This is a genomic window from Paenibacillus lacisoli, assembly GCF_030580655.1.
GTDB lineage: Bacteria > Bacillota > Bacilli > Paenibacillales > Paenibacillaceae > Paenibacillus > Paenibacillus lacisoli.
In genome coordinates this window covers 335719-361887 of the sequence record NZ_JAUQTB010000003.1, presented here as the reverse complement: position 1 = coordinate 361887, position 26169 = coordinate 335719, and the positions used below count along the sequence as shown (strand labels likewise).

General features: G+C 54.7%; 24 protein-coding genes. 2 read left to right on the top strand and 22 right to left on the bottom strand.

The genetic code is table 11. The features are described 5' to 3' along the window. Nucleotides 1-20 precede the first annotated feature (20 nt). The 13 genes from Q5741_RS08595 to Q5741_RS08535 form a co-directional block, all read right to left on the bottom strand. Nucleotides 21-1508 carry an acyl-CoA reductase gene (locus Q5741_RS08595; RefSeq protein WP_305023660.1) on the bottom strand — a complete coding sequence of 496 codons (1488 nt, stop codon included), beginning with the start codon at nt 1506-1508 and terminating at the stop codon, nt 21-23. A gap of 2 nt (nt 1509-1510) precedes the next feature. After that, nucleotides 1511-2617 carry a LuxE/PaaK family acyltransferase gene (locus tag Q5741_RS08590; protein WP_305023659.1) on the bottom strand — a complete coding sequence of 369 codons (1107 nt, stop codon included), beginning with the start codon at nt 2615-2617 and terminating at the stop codon, nt 1511-1513. 1 nt (nt 2618) lies between these two features. Continuing rightward, complete coding sequence (locus tag Q5741_RS08585) at nt 2619-4004, bottom strand: uracil-xanthine permease family protein (RefSeq protein ID WP_305023658.1); 1386 nt, start codon at nt 4002-4004, stop codon at nt 2619-2621. Further along, complete coding sequence (gene thiE, locus Q5741_RS08580) at nt 3994-4632, bottom strand: thiamine phosphate synthase (RefSeq protein ID WP_305023823.1); 639 nt, start codon at nt 4630-4632, stop codon at nt 3994-3996. The genes Q5741_RS08585 and thiE overlap by 11 nt, the downstream gene beginning before the upstream one ends. A 25-nt stretch (nt 4633-4657) precedes the next feature. Further along, nucleotides 4658-5494: a bifunctional hydroxymethylpyrimidine kinase/phosphomethylpyrimidine kinase gene (gene thiD / locus Q5741_RS08575; RefSeq protein ID WP_305023657.1), complete on the bottom strand. Its 837-nt coding sequence runs from the start codon at nt 5492-5494 to the stop codon at nt 4658-4660. Next, nucleotides 5491-6267 carry a hydroxyethylthiazole kinase gene (thiM, locus tag Q5741_RS08570; RefSeq protein ID WP_407074338.1) on the bottom strand — a complete coding sequence of 259 codons (777 nt, stop codon included), beginning with the start codon at nt 6265-6267 and terminating at the stop codon, nt 5491-5493. The genes thiD and thiM overlap by 4 nt, the downstream gene beginning before the upstream one ends. Before the next feature lie 401 nt (nt 6268-6668). Next, entirely contained in the window at nt 6669-7499 is an 831-nt protein-coding gene (locus Q5741_RS08565; RefSeq protein ID WP_305023656.1) for a formate/nitrite transporter family protein, read from the bottom strand. 182 nt (nt 7500-7681) lie between these two features. Further along, the gene (locus tag Q5741_RS08560) at nt 7682-9046 is read right to left on the bottom strand and encodes an FAD-dependent oxidoreductase (protein ID WP_305023655.1); all 1365 of its coding nucleotides are present in this window, start codon (nt 9044-9046) and stop codon (nt 7682-7684) included. Between the two features lie 308 nt (nt 9047-9354). Then, the gene (locus tag Q5741_RS08555) at nt 9355-9831 is read right to left on the bottom strand and encodes a glutathione peroxidase (protein ID WP_305023654.1); all 477 of its coding nucleotides are present in this window, start codon (nt 9829-9831) and stop codon (nt 9355-9357) included. A gap of 318 nt (nt 9832-10149) precedes the next feature. Further along, on the bottom strand, nt 10150-11016 hold the full coding sequence (locus Q5741_RS08550) for an ABC transporter ATP-binding protein (RefSeq protein ID WP_305023653.1): 867 nt from the start codon (nt 11014-11016) through the stop codon (nt 10150-10152). Nucleotides 11017-11086: 70 nt separating this feature from the next. Further along, nucleotides 11087-12133 carry a FecCD family ABC transporter permease gene (locus tag Q5741_RS08545; protein ID WP_305023652.1) on the bottom strand — a complete coding sequence of 349 codons (1047 nt, stop codon included), beginning with the start codon at nt 12131-12133 and terminating at the stop codon, nt 11087-11089. A 2-nt stretch (nt 12134-12135) separates the two neighbouring features. Then, complete coding sequence (locus tag Q5741_RS08540; RefSeq protein ID WP_305023651.1) at nt 12136-13185, bottom strand: FecCD family ABC transporter permease; 1050 nt, start codon at nt 13183-13185, stop codon at nt 12136-12138. Between the two features lie 306 nt (nt 13186-13491). Next, nucleotides 13492-14508: an LLM class flavin-dependent oxidoreductase gene (locus Q5741_RS08535; protein ID WP_305023650.1), complete on the bottom strand. Its 1017-nt coding sequence runs from the start codon at nt 14506-14508 to the stop codon at nt 13492-13494. A 284-nt stretch (nt 14509-14792) separates the two neighbouring features. On the opposite strand from Q5741_RS08535, the gene Q5741_RS08530 reads away from it, so the two are divergent. Then, the gene (locus Q5741_RS08530) at nt 14793-16028 is read left to right on the top strand and encodes an MFS transporter (protein ID WP_305023649.1); all 1236 of its coding nucleotides are present in this window, start codon (nt 14793-14795) and stop codon (nt 16026-16028) included. A 96-nt stretch (nt 16029-16124) separates the two neighbouring features. Here the strand turns inward: Q5741_RS08530 and Q5741_RS08525 are convergent, their stop codons facing one another. From Q5741_RS08525 to Q5741_RS08495, 7 genes are all read right to left on the bottom strand, one after another. Next, nucleotides 16125-17471, bottom strand: a complete 1347-nt coding sequence (locus Q5741_RS08525; protein ID WP_305023648.1) for a DEAD/DEAH box helicase — start codon at nt 17469-17471, stop codon at nt 16125-16127. 265 nt (nt 17472-17736) lie between these two features. Further along, nucleotides 17737-19179 (bottom strand): SulP family inorganic anion transporter, encoded by a 1443-nt coding sequence (locus Q5741_RS08520; RefSeq protein WP_305023647.1) that lies wholly within the window; start codon nt 19177-19179, stop codon nt 17737-17739. Nucleotides 19180-19623: 444 nt separating this feature from the next. Next, on the bottom strand, nt 19624-20016 hold the full coding sequence (locus tag Q5741_RS08515) for a VOC family protein (RefSeq protein WP_305023646.1): 393 nt from the start codon (nt 20014-20016) through the stop codon (nt 19624-19626). A gap of 177 nt (nt 20017-20193) precedes the next feature. Beyond that, on the bottom strand, nt 20194-21864 hold the full coding sequence (locus Q5741_RS08510; protein WP_305023645.1) for an ABC1 kinase family protein: 1671 nt from the start codon (nt 21862-21864) through the stop codon (nt 20194-20196). Then, nucleotides 21865-22254 (bottom strand): phasin family protein, encoded by a 390-nt coding sequence (locus Q5741_RS08505; RefSeq protein ID WP_305023644.1) that lies wholly within the window; start codon nt 22252-22254, stop codon nt 21865-21867. It lies immediately after the preceding gene. A 108-nt stretch (nt 22255-22362) separates the two neighbouring features. Further along, nucleotides 22363-23004 carry a ThuA domain-containing protein gene (locus tag Q5741_RS08500; RefSeq protein ID WP_305023643.1) on the bottom strand — a complete coding sequence of 214 codons (642 nt, stop codon included), beginning with the start codon at nt 23002-23004 and terminating at the stop codon, nt 22363-22365. Nucleotides 23005-23055: 51 nt separating this feature from the next. Then, nucleotides 23056-23778 carry an SDR family NAD(P)-dependent oxidoreductase gene (locus Q5741_RS08495; RefSeq protein ID WP_305023642.1) on the bottom strand — a complete coding sequence of 241 codons (723 nt, stop codon included), beginning with the start codon at nt 23776-23778 and terminating at the stop codon, nt 23056-23058. A gap of 318 nt (nt 23779-24096) precedes the next feature. Here Q5741_RS08495 and Q5741_RS08490 point away from each other — a divergent pair, with 318 nt between their 5' ends. After that, nucleotides 24097-24540 carry an AbrB/MazE/SpoVT family DNA-binding domain-containing protein gene (locus tag Q5741_RS08490; protein ID WP_305023641.1) on the top strand — a complete coding sequence of 148 codons (444 nt, stop codon included), beginning with the start codon at nt 24097-24099 and terminating at the stop codon, nt 24538-24540. A 79-nt stretch (nt 24541-24619) separates the two neighbouring features. On the opposite strand, the gene Q5741_RS08485 is transcribed toward Q5741_RS08490, so the two are convergent. Together Q5741_RS08485 and Q5741_RS08480 are read right to left on the bottom strand one after the other, a co-directional pair. Continuing rightward, nucleotides 24620-25183 carry an LOG family protein gene (locus tag Q5741_RS08485; RefSeq protein WP_305023640.1) on the bottom strand — a complete coding sequence of 188 codons (564 nt, stop codon included), beginning with the start codon at nt 25181-25183 and terminating at the stop codon, nt 24620-24622. 88 nt (nt 25184-25271) lie between these two features. Then, complete coding sequence (locus tag Q5741_RS08480) at nt 25272-26108, bottom strand: uroporphyrinogen-III synthase (RefSeq protein WP_305023639.1); 837 nt, start codon at nt 26106-26108, stop codon at nt 25272-25274. Nucleotides 26109-26169 lie beyond the last annotated feature (61 nt).

Below are 26169 nucleotides of genomic sequence, written 5' to 3'. Positions count from 1 at the left end.
CTCCCCTATTCTTAACCGGCCTACTCGACATCGGGATCATAAAACTCGGCGTCCTGTTCGGCGCCCGCTTCAATATCAACGAAACGAAGCAGATCCAGCAGATTAAAGCGCCCGTCATGATGCCAGCCGGGCGCCGCCCGGGTCATATCCCCGATTGCGCTGATTCGGGTTACGCCTGCGGCCCCCAAAAGTGAGGCCAGCGGCTGCAGCCGGCTTGGAGCCACCGCTGTACCGCAGGATTGCAGATAAGGGCGCAGCGGCGCAAGGAGCGGGGGTGTATCCTCCAGACGGTCGATATTATAGATATGGATCGTCCGATTGAGGGGCGACCCCTGCAGGCCCGGCATATCGTGGATGATCACCGTCCAGGCGGTACTTCCTTCGCTGGCCAGCACCTGCAGACCCGCCTCATCCGAAGCCAGGGCTCTCAGCTCGTACTGCTCCCGGATTTTACGGATGGAGGCCGCTTCTTCCGGGTCAAGCTCGGCCCGCGGCCAGCGACGCTCCAGCCGTTCCAGCTCTGCCGCGAGCAGCCGTCCCAGACTGCGGGCATCGACCGAACCGCCGCTCTCGACGAAGACCGCCTGCGGCGACATGCAGCTCTGCTGGTCGTAGAGCGCGATATCCTCGGCCAGACGACGGACCGTCCGTACATAGAGGTCCGGCCTCAAGGCCTCGGCCCCGATAACGGCCAGGCTGATTCTATGCCCGTATCGTAGCAGACGGGCATGCGGAGGCAGGAGAGCCTCTATGGAGCGGACCGTATGGTCCGAGCCATAGACGACGACGGCCTCGGCGGCTCCTGCGGCAGCACGCTCCAGCTCCTCGCTGCCGCCTTTCCAGGGCAACACAGCCAGCAGCCGTGCCCATGCCGGATTTACTTCGGCCAGCGTCCGGCTGAAGAGCACCGGCAGCAGCGGCTCGGCTGCAGACGTCTTGCCGAAGTTGGCTGATTTGACGAGAATACCCATCACGAGGCTCCACAGCTGGACACCTGGCACATTGCCGGCGAAGACGTGAAAGATCAGCTCAGGGCCGTACGCCCGGCTCATGCCGCCGCTTCTGCGCGGGTGGAAGCCATCCAGCATAGCTGGCGGATCAAGCTCCTCTTCGAGAAACCGCCACAGCTCCTTCCGGCGGAAATTCCGCATATAACGCTTCAGCTCCAGTCGGATCATCTCCGCATGGTAACCCGTAACCACCGGGAGCAGCCGCTCGGCCAGCTGCCGGAGCGGATAAGCCGGGTCCAGCCAGCGGCAGACCGCCTGATCGATCCAGTCAACAAGCCGCTCAACTGTCATTTCATGAATATGCTCGTTCCGGGCCGCAGTTATAGCAAGCTGAATTCCCCTCACCTGATCGGCATCAAGCACAGGAGATCTCAGCAGATAATGTTCTCCTTCAGCTGCCAGGACCTGCTCTCTCCACTGCCCAATGTTAATTCCATCAGGGAGCCAGCATAAATCGACGACAATAGACGGGATCCCGTCTACCCCATGCGTACTCATATTCATCCCTTTTGAGCCTGCAGCAGCTGATCCACAGCGATGGAGCATCCTTTGGCCTCAGCACCCTCCATGCGGCCCAGCAGTTCAAAGCCTTCATCGGTCTTACGCCCAAGGTCCTCGGTCAGAATTGCCAGACAGGAGTTCCAGTTGGCCAGGTCATAATGAGCCAGCACACCGGTTTGGCCTGTGCGGACAGGCTGCAGGGTTTCCGGGTCAAGGACAAGTGTCCGTATCCATCGGCCGCCCTTCTTCACTGCCGTCCCACCTCCGGCGGACAGCGTCAGATCGTAGAATTGAGAGCTCAGCTCGGTCATTCCGTACATGTTGACACATTGCGACCGGCCAATACCCAAGGTCTTCTGGAGGTCGGCATAGAGCTGCTCCATCTCCACCTCCCGCGACTGCCCCTTGAAGCCGCCGGTATCCAGGATCCGGCTGCCTTCTGCCAGCTGATAACACAGTCCCCGCTCCAGCAGGTCATCGAGCAGATGGACATATGCAAATGTAGCGCCCAAGATCATAACCGGCTCTCCCCGCTCTGCCATATCGCCGAGAAATGCCTTCAATCCCTCCCTGTCCAGGCCCTCATTCCCGAAGAACAAGCGGCTCTTCCCGGTGCCAAAGGCTTGAACCGCCATGGATAGATAGCGGGACAGCGAAGAGTTCCGGTTCATGTCCTCGGCGGGTGAGATGACTGCCATAGACATGTCCGGGCGGTTCGGCAGGACATAGGAACGAAACGCCGTCTTCATGGAGGTATCCCACACCTTCAGGGTTGGATGATAATGTCTGCCTTTTCGTTCCGGGTCTGTCGTGCCGCTGGTCATGAATACTGCTTCTGCTTCTCCGGCAGGTTCACAGGAGAGGACCAGATCTTTGAAGCCGCGGATCGGCATAGGCGGAATCTCGCTCCAGTGCCGAACCGTAAGCGGAGTACGGCGCCGGGACTGCATATACTTGCGGAGTACAGGCTGATGCCGGAATTGATAAGCGAATAGTTCAAGCGTGAGGCGGTTAAACCGCTCCTCTTCTACTGCAGGAGCTTCTTCCATAGGGTTCAGAATATAAGCCTGGATGCGTTCAGTCAGCAATACGGCTTCTTCTCTCATATCAGCTCTCCCCCTTCTGAATAACACGAGGCAAATCGATGAGAATAAGGTGCAGGATAATGGCGGATGCCGCGCCCACGATCACACTGTTAGACAGAAGCGTTCCCGCCATTCCCGGAAAGCCGCCGCCATAAGCCGGCAGAGAGATCGCGAGCAGGATGGACAAACCGGCGATCATGAAATTAGCATCCGTACGCTCCATGCGCATCAGACCAGACAAGCCGGTGAATATCAGAGATGCCGCCGCAGGCAGAAAAATACCGCCGATCACCGGACTTGGCGTCAGTGCAAGTACCGCCCCCGCTTTGGGTATAAAACCAAGCACCAGAAACAGCGCACCTGCAACCATAACGGGATAACGGGAGCCGATCCGTGTCAGACGCAGCAGACCGACATTTTGCCCATAGGCTGTCGTCGGGAATCCGCCAAACAGTGTGGATACGGCCGAACCGGCAGCTTCCCCTGCGAATCCGCGGCGGATTTGGCCTGGATTCAGGTCCGCATCCGTAATCTGCGCCGCTGCCTGATACACGCCCATCGCTTCGATAACCGCTGCGATATAAGCGATGAAGAACGTCAGAAACACCGGCCAGTTCAGCTCCAGCGGACCGTAAGGCAGCAGCTGCGGAAGACCGAACCACGCCTTGTCCGCAATGGAACCCCATTCAATCCGCCCCAACAGCAGCGCAATGAAGTCTCCGGCGATCAATGCGATCAGGAAGGCGAATGACCTGAGCATGCCGCGGCCAAACAAAGACAATATAATAACGATCAGGGCAGTCGGGAGTGACATCATCAGTGTCTGCGTTGATGCAAAACCAGGCGTACCTGGTGAACCGCCGAGAAACTCGGACAGCGTAAATCCCGATAAGGCAATACCAACGATAAAAATAACGGTTCCCGACACAACCGGACGGAACAGGACAGAAGCCCTGCCGAGCAGGCCGGTGACCGCGGCTAGGAACACCACCAGCGCACTGATGAGAATGGCTCCCCCGGCCGCAGCCAGGCTGCCGGCCTTGCCGGCCGAGATCATCAGCGCGTCAAAGGCTGCCGACGGACCCTGAATGATCGGCAGACGGGCGAGCCTCGCAGCCTGCAGCAGGGTCACCAGCCCAGCTCCAATGAAGATGGCATTGACCAGATTGCTGGCGAGCGCAAGCGGCAGTCCTGCCGCAGCAGCAATAAACAGCGGGTCAAGCCATACATTGGAGACGAATACATGCTGGACGCCGTACAGCAGCGTCCGGGAGGGCGAGAGCTTCTCCTCGACCCGGATTCTGTTCTCCTGCTGCTGCGGGGAGCCATTCGGCTCCAGATACGCTGCGGCAGCAGCTCCGCCCAGCGGAGGATGAAGCGCCGGGTTCTGCACAGGTTCATTCCCCATTCCGGTTCACCGCCTTCCAGAGCTCCGCAGACGCGGCCTGCGGGGAGGCCGCTGCGGTAATGGCCGAGATGACGGCGATACCATCAGCGCCTGCGGACATCACGGTACCCGCATTGGCAGCTGTAAGGCCGCCAATGCCCACCAGCGGTGCGTCTATGCCGCTCTCGCGGAGACGCCGGATCAGCCCCGGACCCTGTACAGCGCGGGCATCCGGCTTGGACTCCGTCGGGTACACCGGACCGATGCCAAGATAATCAGCGCCATCACTTATCGCAAGCCTGGCCTCTTCAACAGAGTGAGCGGATACGCCCAGAATTTTGCTGCCGATCCTTGTCCGTACGTCATGCGCTGCGAGGTCCTCCTGGCCGACATGGACACCATCCGCGTCCACGGTCAGCGCCAGCTCCACGTCGTCGTTCACAATGAAGGGAACGCCTTGACTGCGGCATACCTTTTGAAGGCGCTGTGCCAGTTCAATAAGGGGCATGCCAGTTAACGCTCCGGGCCCTTTCTCCCGGAATTGAAAGAGGGTCACACCGCCCCGGATGGCCTCCTGCAGGATAAGATCAGGATGGATCAGACAGTTGGGGCTGCCTGCAACCAGATACAGGCGAAGATAACGGCGCATAGCCTGCGCAGTTATTCTTGTATTGCTATTCACGGCTAATCCCTCCGTTTCCAACCGATTTGTCCGTACGCAGCCGATAAGCCCATTGATTGGTCGGGCCATGACCGCCGCCGATCGCCAGGCTGTCCTGGATTGCCGCCTGGATGAACTCCTTGGCTAGACCCGCTGCCTCCATCACACTCAACCCTTTAGCCAGGCCGGCTGCGATCGCCGCCGAGAACGTACAGCCGGTTCCATGCGTATGGCTGGTCCGGATACGTGTACCCGGCAGCTCTGTGAAGCCGCTGCCATCATAGACGAGGTCATTGGCGGTGTCCGGATCACCATCATGGCCGCCCTTGATGATCACATAACGGGCACCGTAATCTTGTAAGCGGCGGGCCGCCTCGAGCTTGCTGTGCAGGGCAGTGATCTTCACGCCTGTCAGAGCCTCCGCTTCCGGAATATTCGGAGTCACGACCAAGGATACCGGCAGCAGGCTCTCTATGACTGCTGATACGGCCTCTTGCTGCAGCAGCGTGGATCCGCCCTTCGCGATCATGACTGGATCCACAACAACCTTCGCCCAGCCCAGGGCCGCAATCTCTCCAGCAGCGGCACGGACGATTTCTGCACTGTACAGCATTCCAGTCTTTACCGCATCGGGCGGCAGATCACTGCCTACCGAACGGAGCTGCTGCACAACCGCATCCTCCTCCAACGGATACACCCCCTGAACGCCCAGTGTATTCTGTGCTGTCACTGCCGTAAGTGCCGACATCCCGTAAACCCCCAGCTCCTGAAATGTTTTCAGGTCAGCCTGAATGCCGGCGCCACCGCCGCTGTCTGAACCGGCAATCGTCAGCGCTTTCGCTATTTTCACTGCGGCTCACCTCCAGTCTGCTGAACAGCCTTTAAAGGCCGCACCCGCCCGTACTGAAGCACATCATCCGGAGATACCGCCATAAGCATATTCAGCAGCTCCATCTGAAAGCTGCCCGGACCTTCATGTCCCTTGCGTTCGGCCGCCAACTCGGCAGCTGTTCCGTAGACAACCAGCGCTGCAGCTCCCGCGGCCAGCCGGTCGGCTTCCACAGCGGCAAAAGCCCCCAATACGGATGTCAGCAGGCAGCCTGCTCCGGTCACCCGGGTGAGCAGCGGATGTCCGTTCCCGACCATCCATCCGTTCAGGCCATCTGTAATCACATCCTCCCTGCCGGTGATGACTACTGCTGTGTGCAGCTCCCTTGCTGCGCGTACCGCCAGCTCTTCCACGTCCAGATTTCCTGAGGCTCCGGCATCCACGCCCTTGATCGCAGCCTCCTGACCCAGTACTTGAGCAATCTCGGCGGCATTACCGCGCAGCAGGTCCACCTTCACCTCAGCCATTATGCGGCGTGCGGAGGCTGTACGATATGGCGTCGCACCCGCTCCTACCGGATCAAAAAGAACCGGAACACCATGCTCATTGGCCGAACGTCCGGCGAGAATCATATTCTCAACGAGCTCCTCATCTAACGTTCCCATGTTCAGCACAACTGCACCCGCGATACGGGCTATGTCGGCCGCTTCCTCCCTTGCATAAGCCATGACCGGCGAAGCCCCGAGGGCCAGCAGACCATTCGCTGTAAAATTAGTCACCACCACATTGGTCATGTTATGCACCAGCGGGTTGATCTCCCTCACACGTTCCAGCAGCCCGGCAATTTGATTCAACACGAATAACCCAACCTTCTTTCATCAGGAGCATGTGAAAGACTGTTGGGTGGATGGACAGGCTGGGATATGCACAGAAAGGGTACACGTGCAGAAGGTCCGACACTCGTCGGCCTTCCTAAGACGCACCACATTCCGGTTATAGAAAAATAAAGAACACATTGCGAAAGCAACGTGTTCTTCGTACACGGCTATCCCTACGCTGGCATTATCCAACAGGTTCACACGGTCTACGACGGATTAGTCGTACTCTCAGCTTGCTTCCACAGGCTCCCGTTCATTTTTTTCTAATGTTAATCCTTTACCTTACAAAAATCAATAACCAACTCTGCATGCAGCAGCTAGGTATGCCGCTCCTCTACCCGCACCGGTTCATTATAATGACCTGCCGCTGCTTGGCTGCCCGGTTTACGCAGATAGGCCGTCCAGTACGCCCCGGCCACAAACACGGCGCCGCCGGTCAGATTGCCAAGCCATACCGGAATGAAATTCATTGCATATTCTCCCCAGGAGAAGTGACCGGCAAAGATCGCAGCCGGAATCAGAAACATATTCGCCACCACGTGCTGGAAGCCAATGGCCACAAAGGCCATCGTCGGGAACCAGATGCCGATAATTTTGCCCGAGAGGGTATCTGCCCCGTAACTCAGCCACACGGCCAATGCGACCAGCCAGTTGCAGCCGATTCCTGAAATGAAAGCCTGCAGGAAGCTGTCATCCAGCTTGTGCTGGGCCATGTCCACCAGCTTGGTCAGGTATGCACCATGTTCTGTCAGACCAAGCACATGCCCGAAAAAATAGGCCACGAATAATGCCCCGATAAAGTTGGTAAGCGTAATAACCAGTATATTTTTAATCATAGCCAGCGTGCTGATCTTTCCAGCCATCCGCGACAGCGGCACGGCCATCATATTCCCCGTGAGCAGCTCGCCTCCGCCGATCAGCACCAGTATTAATCCAACCGGGAACACCGCGGCGCCGATGAAGGTTGCAATGCTTCCCCATTCCGCAGGTGCACTGGCGATAACCCGGATATCGAGCATAAATCCGATCGCAATAAAAGCCCCGCCCAGAAATCCCAATATCATCGCTACGATCAACGGGTTATGCGCCTTATGCTCTCCCGTCTCCACCGTCATTTCCGCAATTTGCTGCGGTTTGTAAGCAGCCATATCTCTCTCCCTTTCCGTATCAGACCTTCGTTATGGCTACATTATAAAAAATTGAACATTTTATTGTTGTGAAAAAAATCACTAATTAAATAGACTCTGCTATGTCGGATATACAAAAAGGCTGCCGGGAGAAATCCCGGCAGCCTGCTATCGAATTATTACTGTACTTCATCTATCATCCTTTATGCCATCACCGGCTCCTGCTGCTTTGCTGCAGCAGGCAGTGCCTGCAAACCTACACTGTTCAGGAAGTTCCAAGGCTTGTTGTAGTGCGGCTGGAAGAAGAAGTCTACAAAGGCCAGCTGGTCCACCGTCATGCGGTTCTGGATACACACCGAAATCGTATTGATCGACTGGGTCAGATCCACAGCCGACATGAGCTGAGCTCCAACGATACGACGGCTTTCCTTTTCATAAATCACTTTCAAAAGCACTTTCTCCGCCGTTGGCATAAATTCCGGACGGTAACTGTCCTCGATCATTACAGCTTCCACATTCAAGCCTTCATCCGCTGCAGACGTTTCGGTAAGACCCGTGCCTGCAATGTTGTCCTCATAAATTTTGATACCGGAAGTCCCCTGTGTGCCCATGTAAGGAATCGTCGGCTTCACCAGGTTGCGGGCAACCAGTGTACCCATACGTACAGCGTTCGTAGCAAGCGGGATATAGGCGCTTTTGCCAGTCGGATTATAATGAATAGCACAGCTGTCTCCTGCTGCAAACACATCCGGGCAGCTGGTTTCCATATAATCATTGACGATCAGCGCTCCGTTCGGCAGCATATCGGCCTGACCCTTCAGCAGCTCCGTATTCGGCCGGAAGCCAATGCAGAGGATCACCAAATCCGACTCATATTCACCTTTTGTCGTGATCACTTTGTTTACTCTGCCTTCCGCCCCTTCAAAACGTTCTACCGTCTCGCCAAGCGCCAGCTTAATGCCGTGCTTCTGCAGGGAATCCTCAATCCGGTCCGTAAATTCGGTATCCAGATACTTGTTTAGAATACGGTCCGCACTGTCGATCAGCGTAACTTCCTTGCCGTTCATCTGGAAGGCTTCTACCAGTTCTACACCGATATAACCTGCACCAACCACGGTGATCTTTTGGGCATGTTTGGCTTTCTCAATGATCGTATTGGAATGATTGTAGTTCTTGGACAGCAGAATGTTATCCAGCTTGATTCCTTCCAGCTTCGGAATAATCGGCCAGGAGCCGGTCGTTACAATCAGCTTGTCATAGGTATAAGTGCCCGTCTCTTCGGTAATCAGATTGCAGTATTTTAAGGTTTTGCTGTTCGTATCCACCTCTGTTACTTCATGACGCATACGGGTATCGACCCCAAGCTCAGCCAGCTGCTCAGGCGAAGAATAGAACAATCCAGCCGGGTCCTTGACCACCCCACCGACATACAAGGCAATACCGCACGACAGAAATGAAATATTATCATTACGCTCGAACACGGTAATCTCAGCCTCAGGATACAACTTGGCTGTATTCACAATTGCTGCTGTTCCTGCATGTGTACATCCGATAACTGCTACTTTCATATTCGATTCCTCCTCTGGGATTTAACACCTTTAACTAAACCTGCCAAGCTTGAAGATCAATCGCTACCAACTTAGTGATTTTTTTCACTATATAAAAGATAACTTTGTGACATATTTCACTTCATGCCTTTATTATAATGTGATCATTTTCACAATGCAAGCCTTTTGTAAAACATTTTGATTTTCCCTCATCGTCAGCCGCTTTCGCATCCTCTTCATATCCATTGTTCCCGCTGTGCGGAAAAGCTATGAAGGTAATAAATGAAAGAGCCTCCGGCACGCCGGAGGCTCTTCATGATCTATTATGTTTAGAGGAGCTGTTCGATCGCCTGACGCATCGTATCCGGAGCGGTACGCGGCTCAAAGCGGGCGACAACCTCACCCTGACGGTTAATGAGAAATTTCGTAAAGTTCCATTGTATCTCGTCACTCTCCCCTTCGCCCGGCTGTTCCTGACGAAGATATTGGAAAAGAGGATCGGCATCCGGTCCATTCACATCTATTTTGGCATACACGGGAAAGCTAACACCATAGTTCAACTGGCAGAACTCTGCGGCTTCTTCACTGCTTCCCGGCTCTTGTCCGCCAAATTGATTGCATGGAAAACCCAGCACAACCAGGCCACGTTCCCGGTATTCATCATATAACTTCTGCAGATCACCATATTGAGGTGTCAATCCACATTTGCTGGCCGTGTTGGCGACAATCAGAACTTTGCCGGTATACGTATCCAGTGGTACTTGCTCATTCGCAGGTGTAGCAGCAGTAAACGAATATATGGACATCATCGTTCCTCCCTGTTCCATTTCGTTATGGACTGCGCCCGGATCACTCGGTTCAATACAGTATAGCCATATAGTCCCCGGGAATATTAAAGGGCAGTCGCATTCAGCTTTATTTTACCGGAAAGAAACAACGATTTACAAATCTACCCTGGCCTTCATCATCGGATTTCCCGCACAAAAGTGCCTCTCCGCAAAGCTCCGCACATGCTCATCTCCAACTTCCGATACCCTGCGGGTTTACCTTCAGCTGAAATAAAAATCCGAATAACTTACCCTTAATCGGATAAGTTATTCGGATCTCTAAATGGATATGACAGCCTAACTGCCCGCAGCCGCCTGCTGAACGACCTTCTGAAGCACGGCTTCACGCAGGCGCTCTTCTCCAGCCGGAGCAGCCTCGTTCCCGGCCAGGGCATAAGGAAGACACAACGGCACCCCGGTACGCGGATCTTGAATAATATCTGCTTCGATACTGAAAACTTCACGGAGAACATCTGTCGTCATGACTTCTTCCGGAGAGCCGCATGCCACAGCCTGCCCCTGCTTGATCGCAATCATGTGATGCGCATAACGGGAAGCGTGATTCAGATCATGCACAACCATCACAATCGTACGTTTCGCCTTCGCATTCAACTCTTCCAGGAGCTGAAGAATCTCAAGCTGGTGAGCCATATCCAGGAACGTTGTAGGCTCATCAAGGAAAAGAATGTCCGTATCCTGCGCAAGCGCCATGGCAATCCATGCACGCTGACGCTGACCGCCTGACAATTGTTCAATCGGTCTGTCATGGAAAGTCGTCATCCCTGTCGCTTCAATTGCCCACTCCACCATGCGGCGGTCTTCCGCCTTGAGGGAACCAAAGCCTTTCTGGTAAGGAAAACGCCCATAGGATACGAGTTCCGCGACCGTCAGTCCTTCCGGTGCTGTCGGATTCTGCGGGAGAATGGCCAGCTGCTTCGCAACTTCACGGGTTGACTGTTTATGAATGGATTTGCCGTCGAGCAGCACACTCCCTGCCTTCGGCTGCATGAGCCGGGCCATCGTTTTCAATATCGTCGACTTGCCGGAGCCATTGGCTCCGACGAGCGCCGTAATCTGGCCCTCAGGAATTGATATATTCAGGTTCTGTACGATCAGACGGTCTTCATAAGCAATGTCCAGCTGAGAAGTGTTCAGGCGAAACATACGATCATTCCTTTCGGCGGGAGACACCCGCTTTATCGTTAATGGATAGTCAGCTTCAGATAACACAAGACTACTTTCTGGCTTTATATAAAAGAAACAAGAAATAGGGAGCCCCGATCACCGCTACTACGATGCCTGTAGGTATTTCAGAGGGCTGCATGACCCAGCGGCCGATACAGTCACTGACCAACAGCAGGAGTGCTCCAATCAATGCCGATACCGGAACGAGATGCTCATGCCGGGGGCCGACCAGCCTGCGGGCAAGGTGCGGTCCCACCAGTCCCAGGAAGTTAATGGCCCCGCTGATAGAAACACAGGCCGCACTTAACGCTACCGCTGCCGCCAGCAGTCCGAGTCGCTGGCGATGAATCGAGCTGCCAAGACCGGCAGCCAGCTGATCACCCAGCTGCAGCACATTCAGCTCCTTGGATTTCCACAGGATGAATGGCAGGAGCACCAGGATCCAGGGTAGGAGGGCCAGAACAAAAGCCCAATTTGTCCCCCATATACTTCCAGCGAGCCAATTGGCTACGAACGTATAATTCTGCGGATCAAGCCGGATTGACAGAATCATCGTCAATGATTGCAGGCCTGCCGCGACAGCAATTCCGGCAAGCAGCAGACGGGTCGCCGATAGCCCCTTGTGCCTGCGGTAAGCAAAAGCGTAAATAACGGCTGCCGCTCCCATTGCACCTATCAGAGCCATCAAAGGCATAACGAGAGGCGATGCATCTGCACGAAGGGAGTTCAAGGTGATAAACAGGACGACGCCAAGTCCGGCACCAGCATTAATGCCCAGAATCCCCGGGTCAGCCAGCCCGTTGCGGGTTACTCCCTGCAGAACGGCCCCGGCCGCGGATAACCCGGCGCCTGCCAGCATCGTAATCAAGATGCGCGGAAGCCTGAACTCCATAATAATGAGCTCATCTTTAGGCTCCCCAATGCCGAATAAGGTACGAATCACATCACCCAGCGGTATGGGCGTCTGGCCTGTATTGATGCTGATCAGAAGGCCGACAAGCAGCAGAAGTACAAGTACAGCGATTACCAGGATGGTACGCTGAGTGCGTTGAATACGATTAGGCTGATAATACCCGTATTTTGATCGTTTATTCATGTTCAGTCCCTCGTCTCTCTGCGGATCAGATACAGGAAGTAAGGGACACCCAGCATGGAGACTACGGCTCCAAGCGGTGTTTCAAAGTCTGGCCTGATCAACCGCGCCCCAATATCACTCAGGACGAGCAGAACCGCACCCAGCACAGCGCTGCAGGGAATGATCCAGCGATAGTCGACACCGACAAGATATCGGGCAACATGCGGAACGATCAGACCCACAAAGCCGATCGGCCCCACAGCTGCCACCGAGGAACCCGCCAGTACCAGCACAATCATAAATCCACCTAATTTGACCATTCCGCTTCGTTGTCCCAGGCCGGAGGCCACATCCTCGCCCAGACTCAAGACCGTAACCGAACGGGAAATCAAAAGCGAGGAGATAAGTCCGAGTCCAACCCAGACGGCCAGCGTATCCACCTGGCTCCATTTGACCCCCGCCAGGCTGCCCGCCACCCAGAAAGACAGGCTCTGGGATACGTTGTTGTACAAAGAGATACCTTGACTAAGAGCCAGCAGCAAGGCACTGATGGCCGTACCGGCCAGCGTCATTCTGACAGGGTCCATCCCTCGGCGCGGCGCAGAACCGATACCAAACACGAGCAGGGCGGCACACGCAGCCCCTGCAAAAGCAATCAGGACAATCCGGCCAAACACCATTGCCGGGAAAAAGGCGAGACAGACGGCCAAAGCGAGCGATGCCCCGGCATTAATACCGAGGACGCCGGTGTCCGCAATCGGGTTGCGGGTCATCCCCTGCATAATGGCACCCGCTGCTGCGAATGCAGCACCAGCCAGTGCCCCAGCCGCTGCTCTTGGCAGCCGCAGCTCCCGGATGATCTGATGCTGGGATGAAGCCGGATCAAACCGGAATAAGGCCTGCCATACGGCGTCCAGCGAAATATCCTTGGCTCCAACGCAGATCGATACGGCGATGGACAGCAGGAGGACGGCAAGGCCTCCTGCCAAAATCAAGGCTGCCGCATAGGGACGCGACCATATGTTAGCACGGAGCCTCTTCCGGGCTTGGTCCTGTGATGTTGAGCTTTCCATGAAGCAAGCCTCTTTCTAAAGTCTCTCAAGAACAGAGTGTTCGAATTTGAATAATAATTACTGTTACTACCATACTGATAATCATTATCAATTGTCAATACATTTCAAGGATGTTATCTGTTGTTTTCCCAAAGAGTTGAACTAATAAAAATCCCCTGCCGGTCCATAAACCTGGCAGAGGATGCATAAAATGCTTGTTCAGCAGTAAATGGAGCAGCTGCAGATCGAGTGATGCCGCACTTTGGTATCCGATCCTAGTTATGTCCATATCAGCACAAATTCAACGCTGAGCGCTAAATTAATAATTTAATTGCCGCCCAGCCCGAAAGCTCTGGCAATCAGTTCAATGGAACGCCGCTTGGCCTCGTAATCATGGATGATACTTGCGATCATAACCTCGCCACAATTATATTCAGCAGCCAACTGCTCGATCTGCTCTTTGACCTGCTCGGGTGAGCCGACTACCATTCGTTTGCGATTCTCACGGATGCGGTGCAGATCATACGGCGTATATGGATAGTTGAGTGCCTGATCCACAGAAGGTGTACCTGCCGTTCTCATTCCTTTCTCCAGCAGCACCAGGGATAAATCCATGCTGGAAGCCAGCCGGTTCGCCTCTTCCTCGGTTTCCGCACAGATCGCGAATACTGCTACCAGAGCGCGGGGCTTGTCACTGTGAGCAGAAGGCTGGAAATGATTCTGATACCAGCGCATGGCCTGGGTTCCACCATCCCCGTTAATGAACTGGGCGAATGCAAAACCAACTCCCTTCTCCGCTGCAAGCACAGCACTGTCACTGCTTGAGCCGAGCAGCCACATGTCAGGTACCGTTTCTATAGCGGGCGATGCTTCCAAACCAATGAAGCGGTGTCCTTCTTTTAGATCATCATGGATATAACCCAGCAGATCTTCGATTTGCTCCGGGTATAAGTCAATTCCTCCCCGGACCTTGCCCTCCTGCAGCGCTCGTGTGGCGAGCGGCATGCCTCCGGGTGCACGGCCAAGACCAAGATCAATCCGGCCTGGATATAACCCCTCCAGCACACGGAAATTTTCAGCTACCTTGTAGGAGCTGTAGTGCGGCAGCATAACGCCGCCGGACCCGACGCGGATGGAAGCGGTTTTGGCTGCAATATGTGAGATCAGCACTTCCGGACTGGATCCTGCCAGATTAGAGGCGGCATGGTGTTCCGACACCCAGAAGCGGCTGTACCCCAGCTTCTCGGCATCCACGGCCAGCTGTGCCGTACGGGCCAGCGCCTGGGCGTGTGTGCTCCCTTCGGATACCGGCGATTGGTCCAGAATGCTAAGCTTTATCGTCATCATCATTCTCCTTTAATCAGACTTCTGAATTCTATTTAATTATAGCACTGCGCGCCACAGTTAACACCCCTTTACCTTCCTATCCCCTTCTGAGCGCCGGCATCCTCATCCTTTTTATTAACTATGCCCTCCCCCGGAATGAGGATATCAAAGGAGTTCCGCTAATTAGCCCCTACGCAACAGCCGTCAAGACTGTTATAGTAATGTTACTAAACCGTTTTCGATTTAATGTTATAGAGCTACGCATGTCCTATGCGCTCTCGGGAAGGAAAGAAAGGGAAAACATGAAACGCTTGGTGTGGATGGGTAGTTTATTTTATTTGCTGATGGGCTTTATCAAGGTCACCGTCGCCTCGGTTATTACGGAGCTGCTGCCGCTCTACGGCAAACAGTACAGCGATGCGGGCTCTCTTGTGCTGATTGAATTCTCGGCAGCGCTCGCCGGGATGCTGCTCCAGCCGGTGCTGGCAGCCCGGCTGCCCAAAAAAATGATGCTTCACAGCTGTATGTGGCTGCTGACAGCTTCGTATATTTTTATTGGCCTTCTGCCGTCCTGGGCCTGGCTTCTCGTCATCATTACCCTGATTGGTTTCCTTGGGGGCATTGTGGAGTCCCTGATTGCTGCCTTGATTATCGGGGGCGTCAAGCAGAATACAGCGATTGCCATGAGCCGGCTCGAAGTCAGCTTCGGTATCGGTTCTCTTCTGTTCCCGCTTGCGGTCGGTGCACTGATCGCAGCAGATCAATGGAATCTGGTTCTTTTCGGAGTCGCGGTATACTGTGCGATCCTGTCGGTTGTCCTGCGCTCCCTGAAGTTCGAAGAAGCTGAACCGCTGTTCCGGCCTCGCCCGGCCGAAGTTTCTGCAGCACCCACTGTGCAGGCTCCCGTCTATGGGGGAACACGCAAGGTTCTGCCTGCCTTTATCCTGATCTTCTTCCTTTACGGAGGGGTGGATACCGGTCTCGTTCATTTTCTGCCCTCCATGATGGTGGAGAGCGGCATGATGGACGAGCCCATGGCCCCCCTCAGCGTAACCCTGTTCTGGACTACAATGATTATAGGCCGTCTGTACGCCGGTCATCTGGCGGAGCAAATCACGTACCGCAAATACCTGCTGCTGCACTGGACGGCAGCCATGGTGTTCCTTGCCTGGTTCGCGGTGAATCCGATTCCCTGGATCAGCTATATGCTGATTCTGCTGATTGGACTAGCCATTTCCGGCATCTATTCCAACTCGCTGGTCTTCGCCAAACATATGATGCCGGAACGAGTCGGTCGCATGACCAGCCTGATCATGGCTGCCTGTGCCATCGGGGGCGGCCTCGTATCCCTCACGGCAGGCTGGATGATGGACCATCTCTCCGTCTATTATGTGCATTGGATGATGACCGGCATAGCCGGTCTCAGTCTTCTGGTGTACGTCGTGAAGATACGTGCCAACCTCTCCTCCCGGCATGGGGGCCTCACCGCCGCCGATGCGGGTGAGGCACCGGCCGAACCCTCCCCGCTCACCTTCTAAGCGGGGGACATGCCAAAAAAACCTTCACAACCACGCATCTGCGTCTGGTTGTGGAGGTTTTTTGGATGCTGCGGCCTGCTCCCAGGCCGCCATAACTCAGCGGCCGCGCCGGCCGCCGCTGCGGCCTTGCCCGCGACCGCCGCTCTGCGCACTGCGGCCTTGTCCGCCGCGGCTCTCGCGGCGCTCGCCGCCCTGCGCGCTGCGGCCTTGTCCGCCGCGGCCGCGCGGGCCGTTCCCGCCCCGTGCCGGCCGGCGGGAATCCTTCCCGTCCGCTGCGGCCGGACGGGATGTGCGCCGCGGTGCTTCGTCCGCGGCCTCACGCCCTTGCTGACCGTACTGGGTACGGTTCAGCGATTGGCCGGTGGCCTGCTCGATCTTCTGCAGGCCAATCCGGTCGCGCGGTGAAGCAAAGGTCACCGCGAGCCCTTTGCCGCCCGCGCGGCCTGTGCGGCCGATGCGGTGGATGTAGCTCTCCGCGTCCAGCGGCATGTCATAGTTGAAGACGTGGGTCACGCCTTCAACGTCCAGGCCGCGAGCGGCTACATCCGTAGCGACGAGAAGCTGCAGCTTCGCTTCGCGGAAGGCCTTCATGACCTGCTCCCGCTTGTTCTGGGACAGGTCCCCGTGCAGCTCGGCGCTCTCGTAGCCGGCTTCCTGCAGCGCTTCATTCAGATCGGCTGCCCGGCGCTTGGTACGGCAGAAGATAATCGCCAGGTACGGGCGGTATTTCTCAATGTGCTCCTTCAGCGCAGCCTGCTTATTGCGGTCAGATACCTCAACCACGATCTGGCGGATATGATCGACCGGGATCGATGAGGATGCCTTGACCTTCACATCCTGCGGCTCCAGCATGTAATTGCGGGCCAGGTTGCGGATCGCGGGCGGCATCGTTGCCGAGAACAGCATTGTCTGGCGGCGGTACGGCAGCTCGCTGATCAGTCGCTCTACTTCCTCAAGAAAGCCCATATGCAGCATCTGGTCAGCTTCATCCAGAACCAGCATTTTCACCCGGTCCAGCTTCAGGGTGCCGCGGCGCACATGATCCAGCAGACGGCCAGGTGTACCAATAATCAGCTGCGCTCCGCCTTCCAGCTTGCGCATCTGCTTGTCCACATCCTGTCCGCCATAAACGGCGAGCAGCCGGATGCCTTCCGTGGTGGCAGCCAGCTTATTGGCTTCCTCTGTAATCTGCAGGGCCAGTTCCCGGGTTGGCGCGATCACAAGCGCCTGCGGGTACAGCTCCTCGCGTCTCAGCTTATGCAGAATCGGCAGCATGAACGCCAGCGTTTTACCTGTTCCTGTCTGCGCTTCGGCAATGACGTCCTTGCCATCCATCAGCAGCGGTATCGACTGCTCCTGAACCGGTGTCGGCACAGCAATCCCTTGTTCCTTCAGCGCCTTCACCCAATGCGGATTAACGCCCAATGTTGAAAAATCCTTCAATCTCTTCACTTCTTCCTATGCTTTTTTATATGATGATGGAATTAGCATTCCACATTCTATCCCTGTACCACTCGCTAAAAACTCTTAAGGTATTCCGGACAGATTGACTTATAGTGGCAGGGATAAGCAGCATCACTGCATATAAGATTCCCTCCGGCCAAAGCTCACTTAAGTATACGCGAAGCCGACCCTCTTTCCAAACCTTAAAAAACAGGCACGGGACCGTCCCGCGCCTGTTTTCCTAACCCGGCATGCACGTCTCCTTCTAGTGGCCTGATGATCCGGACGTGCCGATCCGGTTCAGCAGCGAGCTGCTTTCATCATTCAGCCCGCGAAGAACCGCCTTTTTGCCGTTACGTTCATATTTATCAACAACTTTATGAATCGCAGTGACTGCCGAGTGATCCCAGATATGTGAATGGCTGAAGTCGATGATCACTTCCTCCGGATCCTCGTTGACCGAGAACTGCTCCGTAAAATGCGTGGTGGAGCCAAAAAACATCTGCCCGGACACGTGGTACACCTTGCTCGCTTTCTCCTGTTCTGTCGTCACCTTGATCTTGGCCATCTTCCAGCCAAAATGCAGCGCGCTTAGCAGCACACCGACCATAACCCCTTTGGACAGGTCGTTGGTATACACCACGATAACGACCGTGACCACCATAATCATCGCTTCAGCCCGCGGAATTTTGTGCAGGTTCATGACTGATTTCCAGTCAAACGTACCCATCGATACCATGAACATGACGCCGACCAGCGCAGCCATCGGCACAGACTTGACGACACCTCCCAGAACCAGCAGCAGGAATGCCAGGAACACACCTGCCGTGAACGTGGACAATCTGCCCCTTCCGCCAGACTTCACGTTAATGACAGACTGTCCGATCATCGCACAGCCGCCCATCCCGCCGAAAAACCCGTTCACGAAGTTGGCAATCCCCTGACCTCGCACTTCACGGTTCTTGTTGCTTCTTGTCTCCGTGGCTTCATCCACAATCGTGGCTGTCATCAAGGATTCCAGCAGGCCGACCAGAGCCATGGTGAAGGAATACGGGAAAATGATCGACAGTGTCTTCCAGCTCCATTCAATCTGCGGCAGATGGAACATCGGCAGAGAGCTCTCCAGGTGGCCCATGTCCCCTACCGTTTTCAGATTAAGATTCAGCAGCAGACTGAGGACGGTCATAATAATGATCGCTACCAGCGGGGAAGGTACCGCCTTCGTAAACCTCGGCAGAATATAGATAATCGCCAGTGTTCCCGCTACCATCGCGTACATCACCCAATTGGCCCCCTGGAAGTGAACCAGCTGCGCCATAAAGATAAGAATCGCCAGCGCGTTCACGAAGCCGGTCATGACCGACTGCGGGACGAAGCTGATAAACCGCCCGACCTTGAATATGCCCAAAATAAATTGAATAATTCCCGTCAAAACGGTCGCAGCGAACAGGTACTCAACGCCATGGTCCTTGACGAGCCCAACCATTAAGACGGCCATGGCTCCGGTGGCTGCCGAGATCATGCCCGGCCGCCCCCCAGCAATAGAGATCACGATTGCAATCGTGATGGAAGCATACAGTCCCACCATCGGATCTACTCCAGCGATAATAGAAAATGCGATGGCTTCGGGAATGAGAGCCAAAGCTACCGTAATGCCTGCCAGTATGTCGCCCCGGATGTTACCGAGCCATTGTTGTCTGAGATTCATAATGTAGTATGAAATCCTCCTTCTGTATCCATATGTAATATAGATTCATCCAACCGCCGACGAAGACGTCCGGAATTCCCTTAATCTGTCAGGCTGTCCATAAACCGCAGAAAAAATAAAGATACGCATCACCCCGATCCTGCCTGGGCAGGGTCCGTATCCGGTCTGATGTCTCTCGCATCCTAATCTGGCTTTTTGTTAAAATCATGACTCCTCCCTCTCAGAGGAATCTCCCGTTGTACACTGGAGATATATTATACCTAAGGCACAGCATGAGCACAATCCTTATTTTCAACAGCATCGGCCGGTTTCATGAAATGCTCCTTGCCTATGCAGGGAACCTGCGTGGAGTATTCATGAAGGCATAACAAACAGCCCCCAGAAGAAGGCGGAGAGTAGGAGAATCTCACGCCTGTTCAGGGGGCTCGCAGGAAATGCTGCTGCTTATTCGGGGAACCAGACCACCTCTCCACGCTGACCGTCAGGATCCCAGTAGTGGAAGAATCGAACCCCCGTTTCATTATGTATTTCAGATACCGTAACCTGCTGTTCTTTCATGATCCGGTGAGATGCCTCAATGTCAGGCGTATAGAAGTTAAACGCAGGATGAGAGTGCGGCTCCGTTTCACTGCTCTGGTACAATGTTAAGGCAGCCGTGCCAGGACCGGAGCGGGCAAAACGGAATCCCACATAAGATCCATCCTCACTGCGGTAAATCAACTCCAGATCAAACAGGGAGGCATACCATGCGGCAGACCGGGTTACATCGCGTACCGGAACGAATACGGTATCAATCCGCGCAGCCGGGACCTTGCTTTGACTAACTGGTTCACTCATCAACAATCTCTCCTTTGGGATGGGATATGTTTTCATTATAAATAACGCAGCAATCTGGTGATTGGCGCAGGTGAACCGCTTTTAATTTTGGAGGATGGCTCGAAACGTTGCACATCTCGCCGCAGTATCTGGTCAGCAAAAAAGCGGCAGCCCTATGGCTGCCGCTTGATACAGGCTTCAAAACCTGCCTGATTTGAATATGGAATATAACAGGAACGCCACCATCAGAATAGCAACGACAAAACCGATCTCAATCACAGGAATATCCCACAGCATCGTGGATTGATGGGTTAATGACGATCCAATGATCAGACCGACCATAATGATGCTGAATGCGAGCAGCACGATACTGAAGGACAGCCGGTTGCTGATCTGGTCAAGTCTGCGCAGCAGTGATTCAAGCTCAGGTACGGTAACCTCAACCTTAAGCTTTCCCTTGCTGATGACTGACGCTAGATGACGCGCCTGTCCGGGCAGCTCCAGCAGCGTCTCCGCCAGCTCGGCTGCTCCGCCGACCAGCTTGCCGCGAATCCGGCTGCGGCTGAAGCGCTCCCGGAGCAGCTTGCGGCCAAAAGGTTCTGCCATGCTGATGATGCTAAGTTCCGGGTCCAGACTCTCGATCACCCCTTCCATCGTCAGCAGGGCTTTACCGAGCAGTACGATATCGGGAGAGATCGAAATGTTATGCTTCTGCGCCACCGAGAACAGATCGTTAAGCGCGCTCGCCACACTGACCTGCGAGAACGGCACATCCCCGTATTCATCTCGCAGCCGCTCCAGATCGTTTCGCAGAGCACTCATATCTATATCGTCCGGCACCAGGCCAAGACGCTGGATGGCCCGGATCATCCCCTCTGTATTCCTGCGCATCAGGGAGATGATCAGTGAAGAGAGGTGGGTCTTCATCTCCTCACTCAATCGGCCGGCCATCCCGAAATCCAGATAAACGAGACTGCCGTTCTTGGATATCATCAGATTGCCCGGATGAGGATCTGCATGAAAGAATCCGCCAATAAACATCTGCTGCAGCATGCTGTTCACCAGCCGCTCTGCGATTTCCTTGAAATCATGCCCGGAGCGTCTCAACTCCTCCCTCTGGTTCAGCGTGATTCCTTGGACATATTCCATGGTCAGCACCCGTGCTGAGGTATGCTCCCAATAAATTTTGGGGATGACAATCTTGCGGTCCTCTGTGAACTGCTGGGCAATCTTCTCCGAATTACGTCCTTCATGGCTGTAGTCCAGCTCCTGAAGAAGTGACTTGGCCAGCTCCTCGACCATTTCCTGCAGTCTGTAGCGCTGAACCCATTCCCATCTTCTCCCGGCGAGTGCTGTCAGATCCCGCAGAATGTCCAGGTCGCGGCGGATAACCCGCTGCACACCCGGCCTTTGAATCTTGATGGCGACAGCCTCACCGCTCTTCAGCTGGCCCAGATGGACCTGGCCGATCGAAGCGGCCGCAACCGGCGTATCATCAAAGCGTGCAAGGACATCTTCGAGTCCAGCGCCGAGCTCCTGCTCCAGAATGCCGCGAGCGGTACTGGGTGAGAATGGCGGCACACGGTCCTGCAGCTTCACCAGCTCCTCAATGATGGGCTGGGGCAGCAGGTCCGCACGGGTGCTCGCCAGCTGTCCCAGCTTCACGAAGGCAGGCCCGAGATCCTCCAGAACGAGCCGGATCCGCTCGCCCAGCGTCTTGGTCTCCGGTGTTTCCCGTGTTACCCATCTCTTCGGCAGCGCCAGCACCTGGAAGAGACCCATTTCTTCGACCATATAACCAAAGCCATGACGCACCAGCGCCATGGCAATCTCTCTATACCGGCCGGCTTGTTTTATGCGAACGGCCATTTATTCAGGCTGTACCCGTTCCGGTTCATTCCTTGCAGGCTCCATATTGGCATGTTCCCGCTCGGCCGGTTCCGGTTGGCGCTGATTTTTCTCTAATTCCTCTACCTTGTTCTCAAGCACGGCAATCCGCTGCTCCAGACTGGCGACATCCGTCTCGGACGGCACGTCCAGCTCCTGCAGGATCCGGCGCACCTGCTCGCGGAACAATGACTTCATCTGCGTCTGTTCCTCTTCTCCACGCTCAACCAGCCGTTCCACGAATGCCTTGGATTCCGAAGGTGCGAGCTCTCCGCGCTTCACCAGATCGTCCACGGCTTTCTCGACCTTTTCTTTGCTAACAACAGTGAGGCCCCATCCTAACGAGATTGCTTTTTTAAACAAATCGCTCATGATTTCTTCCTCCTCTTGCCTGGATTCCCTACATTATACCCTGTTTTGGAGCCATGGAGAAATCGCAGGCATTCTGCTGCGCTTATGAAACGCCGGCGCTGCTCCGGCTTATCCCGGAAAGCGCCCTGCCCAGCGGGCAGCCTGCAGCAGCAGACGACGCACCGCTGGGTGTTGGAAGGATGCTACATGATGGCCCGGCATCAGATATACGACCCGTCCGAGCCCATAGGACTGAGCCCATGCTGCCGGGAAGGTCCCTTCTTCGTCACGGTATTCCATCAGGATCGTGCGCTCTCCGAACAGCTCAAATTCAAACCGGTAGGGTTCTTCCTCCAGCGTAAACGCCTCAATTCCTTCCATCACCGGGTGATCCGGCTCCTTGACCGTAAAATCAAGCGGTGCATAAGGCGGATGCCCTTTAAATTTGGCCCCGATCATCTGGGCGATTTCATAACGGTTCTGCATGGAAATGGCATTGTGCATCACAACCAGGCCGCCGCCGCTGCTCACATAGGACAGCAGTCCGGCCGTCTGTCTGGGCGAGACCGGCTCGCGCCACTCATCCAGGTAAGAAATGCAAAGGTCAAACGCCCCCAGATTTTCCAGCAGCAGCATTTTCCGGTTCTCGCTGCAGGATACCGTGCTCCAGTCGCTCAGAATGTGGCTGATCTCAGCATCCACGCCCTGAAGCGGATGGAAATCGGGATGCGTATAGTCGCCGAGCAGCAGTGTTTTTTTCTTATGATCCATGGTTCAGCGAATCCTCCTCTTCAATTGCATATTAGGGTTCGACAGGGAGTGCTACCACGGCAGTGAATTGCCCTCGTAATCAACAAATACCGGTTTGTCACCTCTGTAATCGGCATGCCGCTCAATCTGGCCTATAATATAATGGGCCGCTTCATCGGGCGTCAACTGGCCATGCTTGTCAAGCACTCCGCGCATATAGGTTTTCATATGGCCCGGATGGATGACCATCACCTGGCCTCCGTCTTTAACAATTCCGTTGTGAACAAGATGGGATTGCATATTCAGGGCCGATTTGGACATGCAGTAGGCAAACCAGCCATCACGCCCACACTGTCCGGTACTTCCGGCTTCCGAAGAGATGTTAACAATCAGCTTGCGCTCGCCCTTCATAATCAGCGGCAATAGCGCCTGGGTCATCCGCAGAGGTCCCAGCGTGTTTACATTATACACTTCGGCCATATTATCAAAATTGAGCTCCCCATAGATATGATCCCCAATTTCACCCAGTACAGCCGCATTATTAATCAGCATGTCCAGATCGCTGGTCATTCCTTTGATTGTATTGACTACCTCGTTTACAGATTCATCATCACCGATATCCAGCTCCATTTTGACGAGACGGTCCGGGTACATCTGACACAGACGCTTGACTCCGTCCGAACGATTCATGTCCAGCCCTGCCGCAACAACCCGGCAGCCCATTTCAAGCCACTTTCTCGTCAGGCTGAGTCCAAGCCCCCTTGCTGCCCCTGTAATGCATACTGTTCGATCCATAATGGCTCCTCCTCCCGGTTATGGCCAGAATCCACACCGGTCACAGTTTTTTTACCCTAGTCCTATATAAAACATTCAACACCCACGTGAAAAAAACCTTGCACCGGGTAAACATTTTGACGATAAACGAAAATATGGCTGCAAAAACGAAAGGATCTCCTAATGTTTTGGATGCGCTTACAAGAAATGGATTAAGCTATTTTAAAATATGCAAAACCTCATGAATTTCGTGTATATTTTCCTGATTTTGGCCGATGTAATTTTACAATTTTATGGTATACTTTTACAAACTTTATTGAAATGGGGAGGTTTCAGGCTATGAAAAGGACAGGGATGACGCGGCCGCTGGACAGCCTTGGACGAATTGTGCTTCCTAAAGAAATGCGCATGACCATGGAGATTGAAATCGGTGATCCCCTCGAATTTTTTATTGAGGGCAAGACGCTGATGCTGCGCAAATACAAGTCAACCAACTGTATTTTCTGCGGCTCCATTCAGACCGACACCTATTTCAAGGAGCAGTTTATCTGTTCTGACTGCGCCGAAGAAATGAAGGAAGCCAAGTTCGTTCCGCTCGAAATGACCAAGCCTTCCGAAGTGGAGCAGCAGACACCTCCCAAGAAGGTGTACCGCCGTACAGATGATATTCTGGGACAGATGAAAACCCTTATGGAGGAACATCCTCATTCATCCCAAAAGCAGCTGGCTGCGATGCTCGGGATCAGCCAGGGCCGGGTATCGCAGCTAAAGAAGCTAATGTAGTCCCCAGGCCGCCGGCTGTGCCCGCCGCATCTGTCTGGTGAACGTCCTCCTCTCAGAACCAGCAGACCATTGGCTCCTGTCAGGAGGGGTACCCGTTCACCGGCACAGATTGGCCCAACTGCTGCAGCAGCAGCTCCGGATCATCGGATGCCAGAATCAGATCCATACTTCCCGAAGGGGTGAACCCTTCTTCAATACTGTGTCTCATCATCGCCAGCAGCGGATCGTAGTACCCATTCATGTTCAGCAGCCCGATAGGCTTGCGGTGGATACCGATCTGCGCCCAGCACAGCACCTCGAACAGCTCCTCAAATGTGCCCAATCCGCCGGGCAGCGCGATGAATGCATCTGCACTTCGACCCATCTTGGCCTTCCGTTCATGCATATCCGCCACTTCGATAAACTCTGTCAGACCGGGGTGTACAATCTCAGCCAGAAACAACGAAGTCGGCATAATTCCGGTCACCTGTCCGCCATGAGCCAGCACAGCATTCGCCGTCTCCCCCATCAATCCCAGCTTGGATCCGCCGTATACCAGACGCAGTTCCTGCTCCGCCATCAGTCTGCCCAGCCGCGCAGCACTTTCTATATATATTGTTGACGTCCCTGTCCGGGAGGCCGCGAATACACAAATTGATTTCATAATGATCCCCTCCTTATTATCATCTTTCCAACCAAATAAAGCCTTGGCAAGGCGATCATCGCCGCAGCCTAAGGCTTTATTCTCTTCTCTAGGCCAGACCATACCCGTTTACGGCTTCAGTGCCGGCAAAATACCGCCCTAACTCGACCATCATGCTGCCCATACGCTCCTCGCCGGGGACGACAATACGTTTGATACCTTCTTCAAGCATCCCATTAGCCGTCACTTTACCGACAGCTGCAGCGATAATCTGATTCTCCAGTGCAGCCAGCATCGCTTCCTTTTTCCCTTGGGAGGCAGCATACTCTGCCAGAAAGCGAATTTGCGGTGCACTTGTGAAGGTAACCGCATCAATCTGGCCCTCCAGAATGTCATTCAGCAAAGCAGCCAGATCCTGTTCCTCAGGCGGAACGTGCCGGTAAGGAAGCACCTGTCTGACCGCAGCTCCCTGCTCCTGCAGCCAGGAGACGAGCAGTGGTGCCGCATCGCCATGCAGCTGCAGGATGACATCCTTCCCTCTCATATCATACGGTGCGAATGAGCGAATCAGACCTGCCGAACTGCCGTCATCGTCCCGTACATCCGGAATGATGCCGCGCTTCTTCAAGGCGTTGACCGTTTTGTAGCCGCGTGCTGCTACAGACCCGCGGGACAGCAGCGACTCCAGCTGTGCGCCAATACCCATCTCGGCACTCATGTCTAGAATGGCCTCGAGACCGATCCCCGTCGTCAGTATGGTCCAATCGGGCGGCTGTTCCACCCAGCTCTTCAGGCTGCTTCTGAGCTCCTGATCATCGAGAAATACAGTGCCCTGAGCAGGACGCAGCACCGGTGTCCCTCCCATTTTCTCCACCAGCTTGGACATTTCTGCCGCCTTGCGCGGGCCGGTAATTGCAATTTTTTTACCTGCCATATGCTGTGCCAATCTGTCATCCCCTTTGCTACGAACCTTCTTGTCCCCAGTATAGCGTCTGTCTGCAGACAGG

Excerpts from the sequence above, each read along its gene's own strand:
- Q5741_RS08595 (WP_305023660.1), bottom strand. The coding sequence starts at position 1,508 with ATGAGTACGCATGGGGTAGACGGGATCCCGTCTATTGTCGTCGATTTA.
- Q5741_RS08590 (WP_305023659.1), bottom strand. The coding sequence starts at position 2,617 with ATGAGAGAAGAAGCCGTATTGCTGACTGAACGCATCCAGGCTTATATT.
- Q5741_RS08585 (WP_305023658.1), bottom strand. The coding sequence starts at position 4,004 with ATGGGGAATGAACCTGTGCAGAACCCGGCGCTTCATCCTCCGCTGGGC.
- thiE (WP_305023823.1), bottom strand. The coding sequence starts at position 4,632 with ATGCGCCGTTATCTTCGCCTGTATCTGGTTGCAGGCAGCCCCAACTGT.
- thiM (WP_407074338.1), bottom strand. The coding sequence starts at position 6,267 with ATGACCAATGTGGTGGTGACTAATTTTACAGCGAATGGTCTGCTGGCC.
- Q5741_RS08565 (WP_305023656.1), bottom strand. The coding sequence starts at position 7,499 with ATGGCTGCTTACAAACCGCAGCAAATTGCGGAAATGACGGTGGAGACG.
- Q5741_RS08560 (WP_305023655.1), bottom strand. The coding sequence starts at position 9,046 with ATGAAAGTAGCAGTTATCGGATGTACACATGCAGGAACAGCAGCAATT.
- Q5741_RS08555 (WP_305023654.1), bottom strand. The coding sequence starts at position 9,831 with ATGTCCATATATTCGTTTACTGCTGCTACACCTGCGAATGAGCAAGTA.
- Q5741_RS08550 (WP_305023653.1), bottom strand. The coding sequence starts at position 11,016 with ATGTTTCGCCTGAACACTTCTCAGCTGGACATTGCTTATGAAGACCGT.
- Q5741_RS08545 (WP_305023652.1), bottom strand. The coding sequence starts at position 12,133 with ATGAATAAACGATCAAAATACGGGTATTATCAGCCTAATCGTATTCAA.
- Q5741_RS08540 (WP_305023651.1), bottom strand. The coding sequence starts at position 13,185 with ATGGAAAGCTCAACATCACAGGACCAAGCCCGGAAGAGGCTCCGTGCT.
- Q5741_RS08535 (WP_305023650.1), bottom strand. The coding sequence starts at position 14,508 with ATGACGATAAAGCTTAGCATTCTGGACCAATCGCCGGTATCCGAAGGG.
- Q5741_RS08530 (WP_305023649.1), top strand. The coding sequence starts at position 14,793 with ATGAAACGCTTGGTGTGGATGGGTAGTTTATTTTATTTGCTGATGGGC.
- Q5741_RS08520 (WP_305023647.1), bottom strand. The coding sequence starts at position 19,179 with ATGAATCTCAGACAACAATGGCTCGGTAACATCCGGGGCGACATACTG.
- Q5741_RS08515 (WP_305023646.1), bottom strand. The coding sequence starts at position 20,016 with ATGAGTGAACCAGTTAGTCAAAGCAAGGTCCCGGCTGCGCGGATTGAT.
- Q5741_RS08510 (WP_305023645.1), bottom strand. The coding sequence starts at position 21,864 with ATGGCCGTTCGCATAAAACAAGCCGGCCGGTATAGAGAGATTGCCATG.
- Q5741_RS08505 (WP_305023644.1), bottom strand. The coding sequence starts at position 22,254 with ATGAGCGATTTGTTTAAAAAAGCAATCTCGTTAGGATGGGGCCTCACT.
- Q5741_RS08500 (WP_305023643.1), bottom strand. The coding sequence starts at position 23,004 with ATGGATCATAAGAAAAAAACACTGCTGCTCGGCGACTATACGCATCCC.
- Q5741_RS08495 (WP_305023642.1), bottom strand. The coding sequence starts at position 23,778 with ATGGATCGAACAGTATGCATTACAGGGGCAGCAAGGGGGCTTGGACTC.
- Q5741_RS08490 (WP_305023641.1), top strand. The coding sequence starts at position 24,097 with ATGAAAAGGACAGGGATGACGCGGCCGCTGGACAGCCTTGGACGAATT.
- Q5741_RS08485 (WP_305023640.1), bottom strand. The coding sequence starts at position 25,183 with ATGAAATCAATTTGTGTATTCGCGGCCTCCCGGACAGGGACGTCAACA.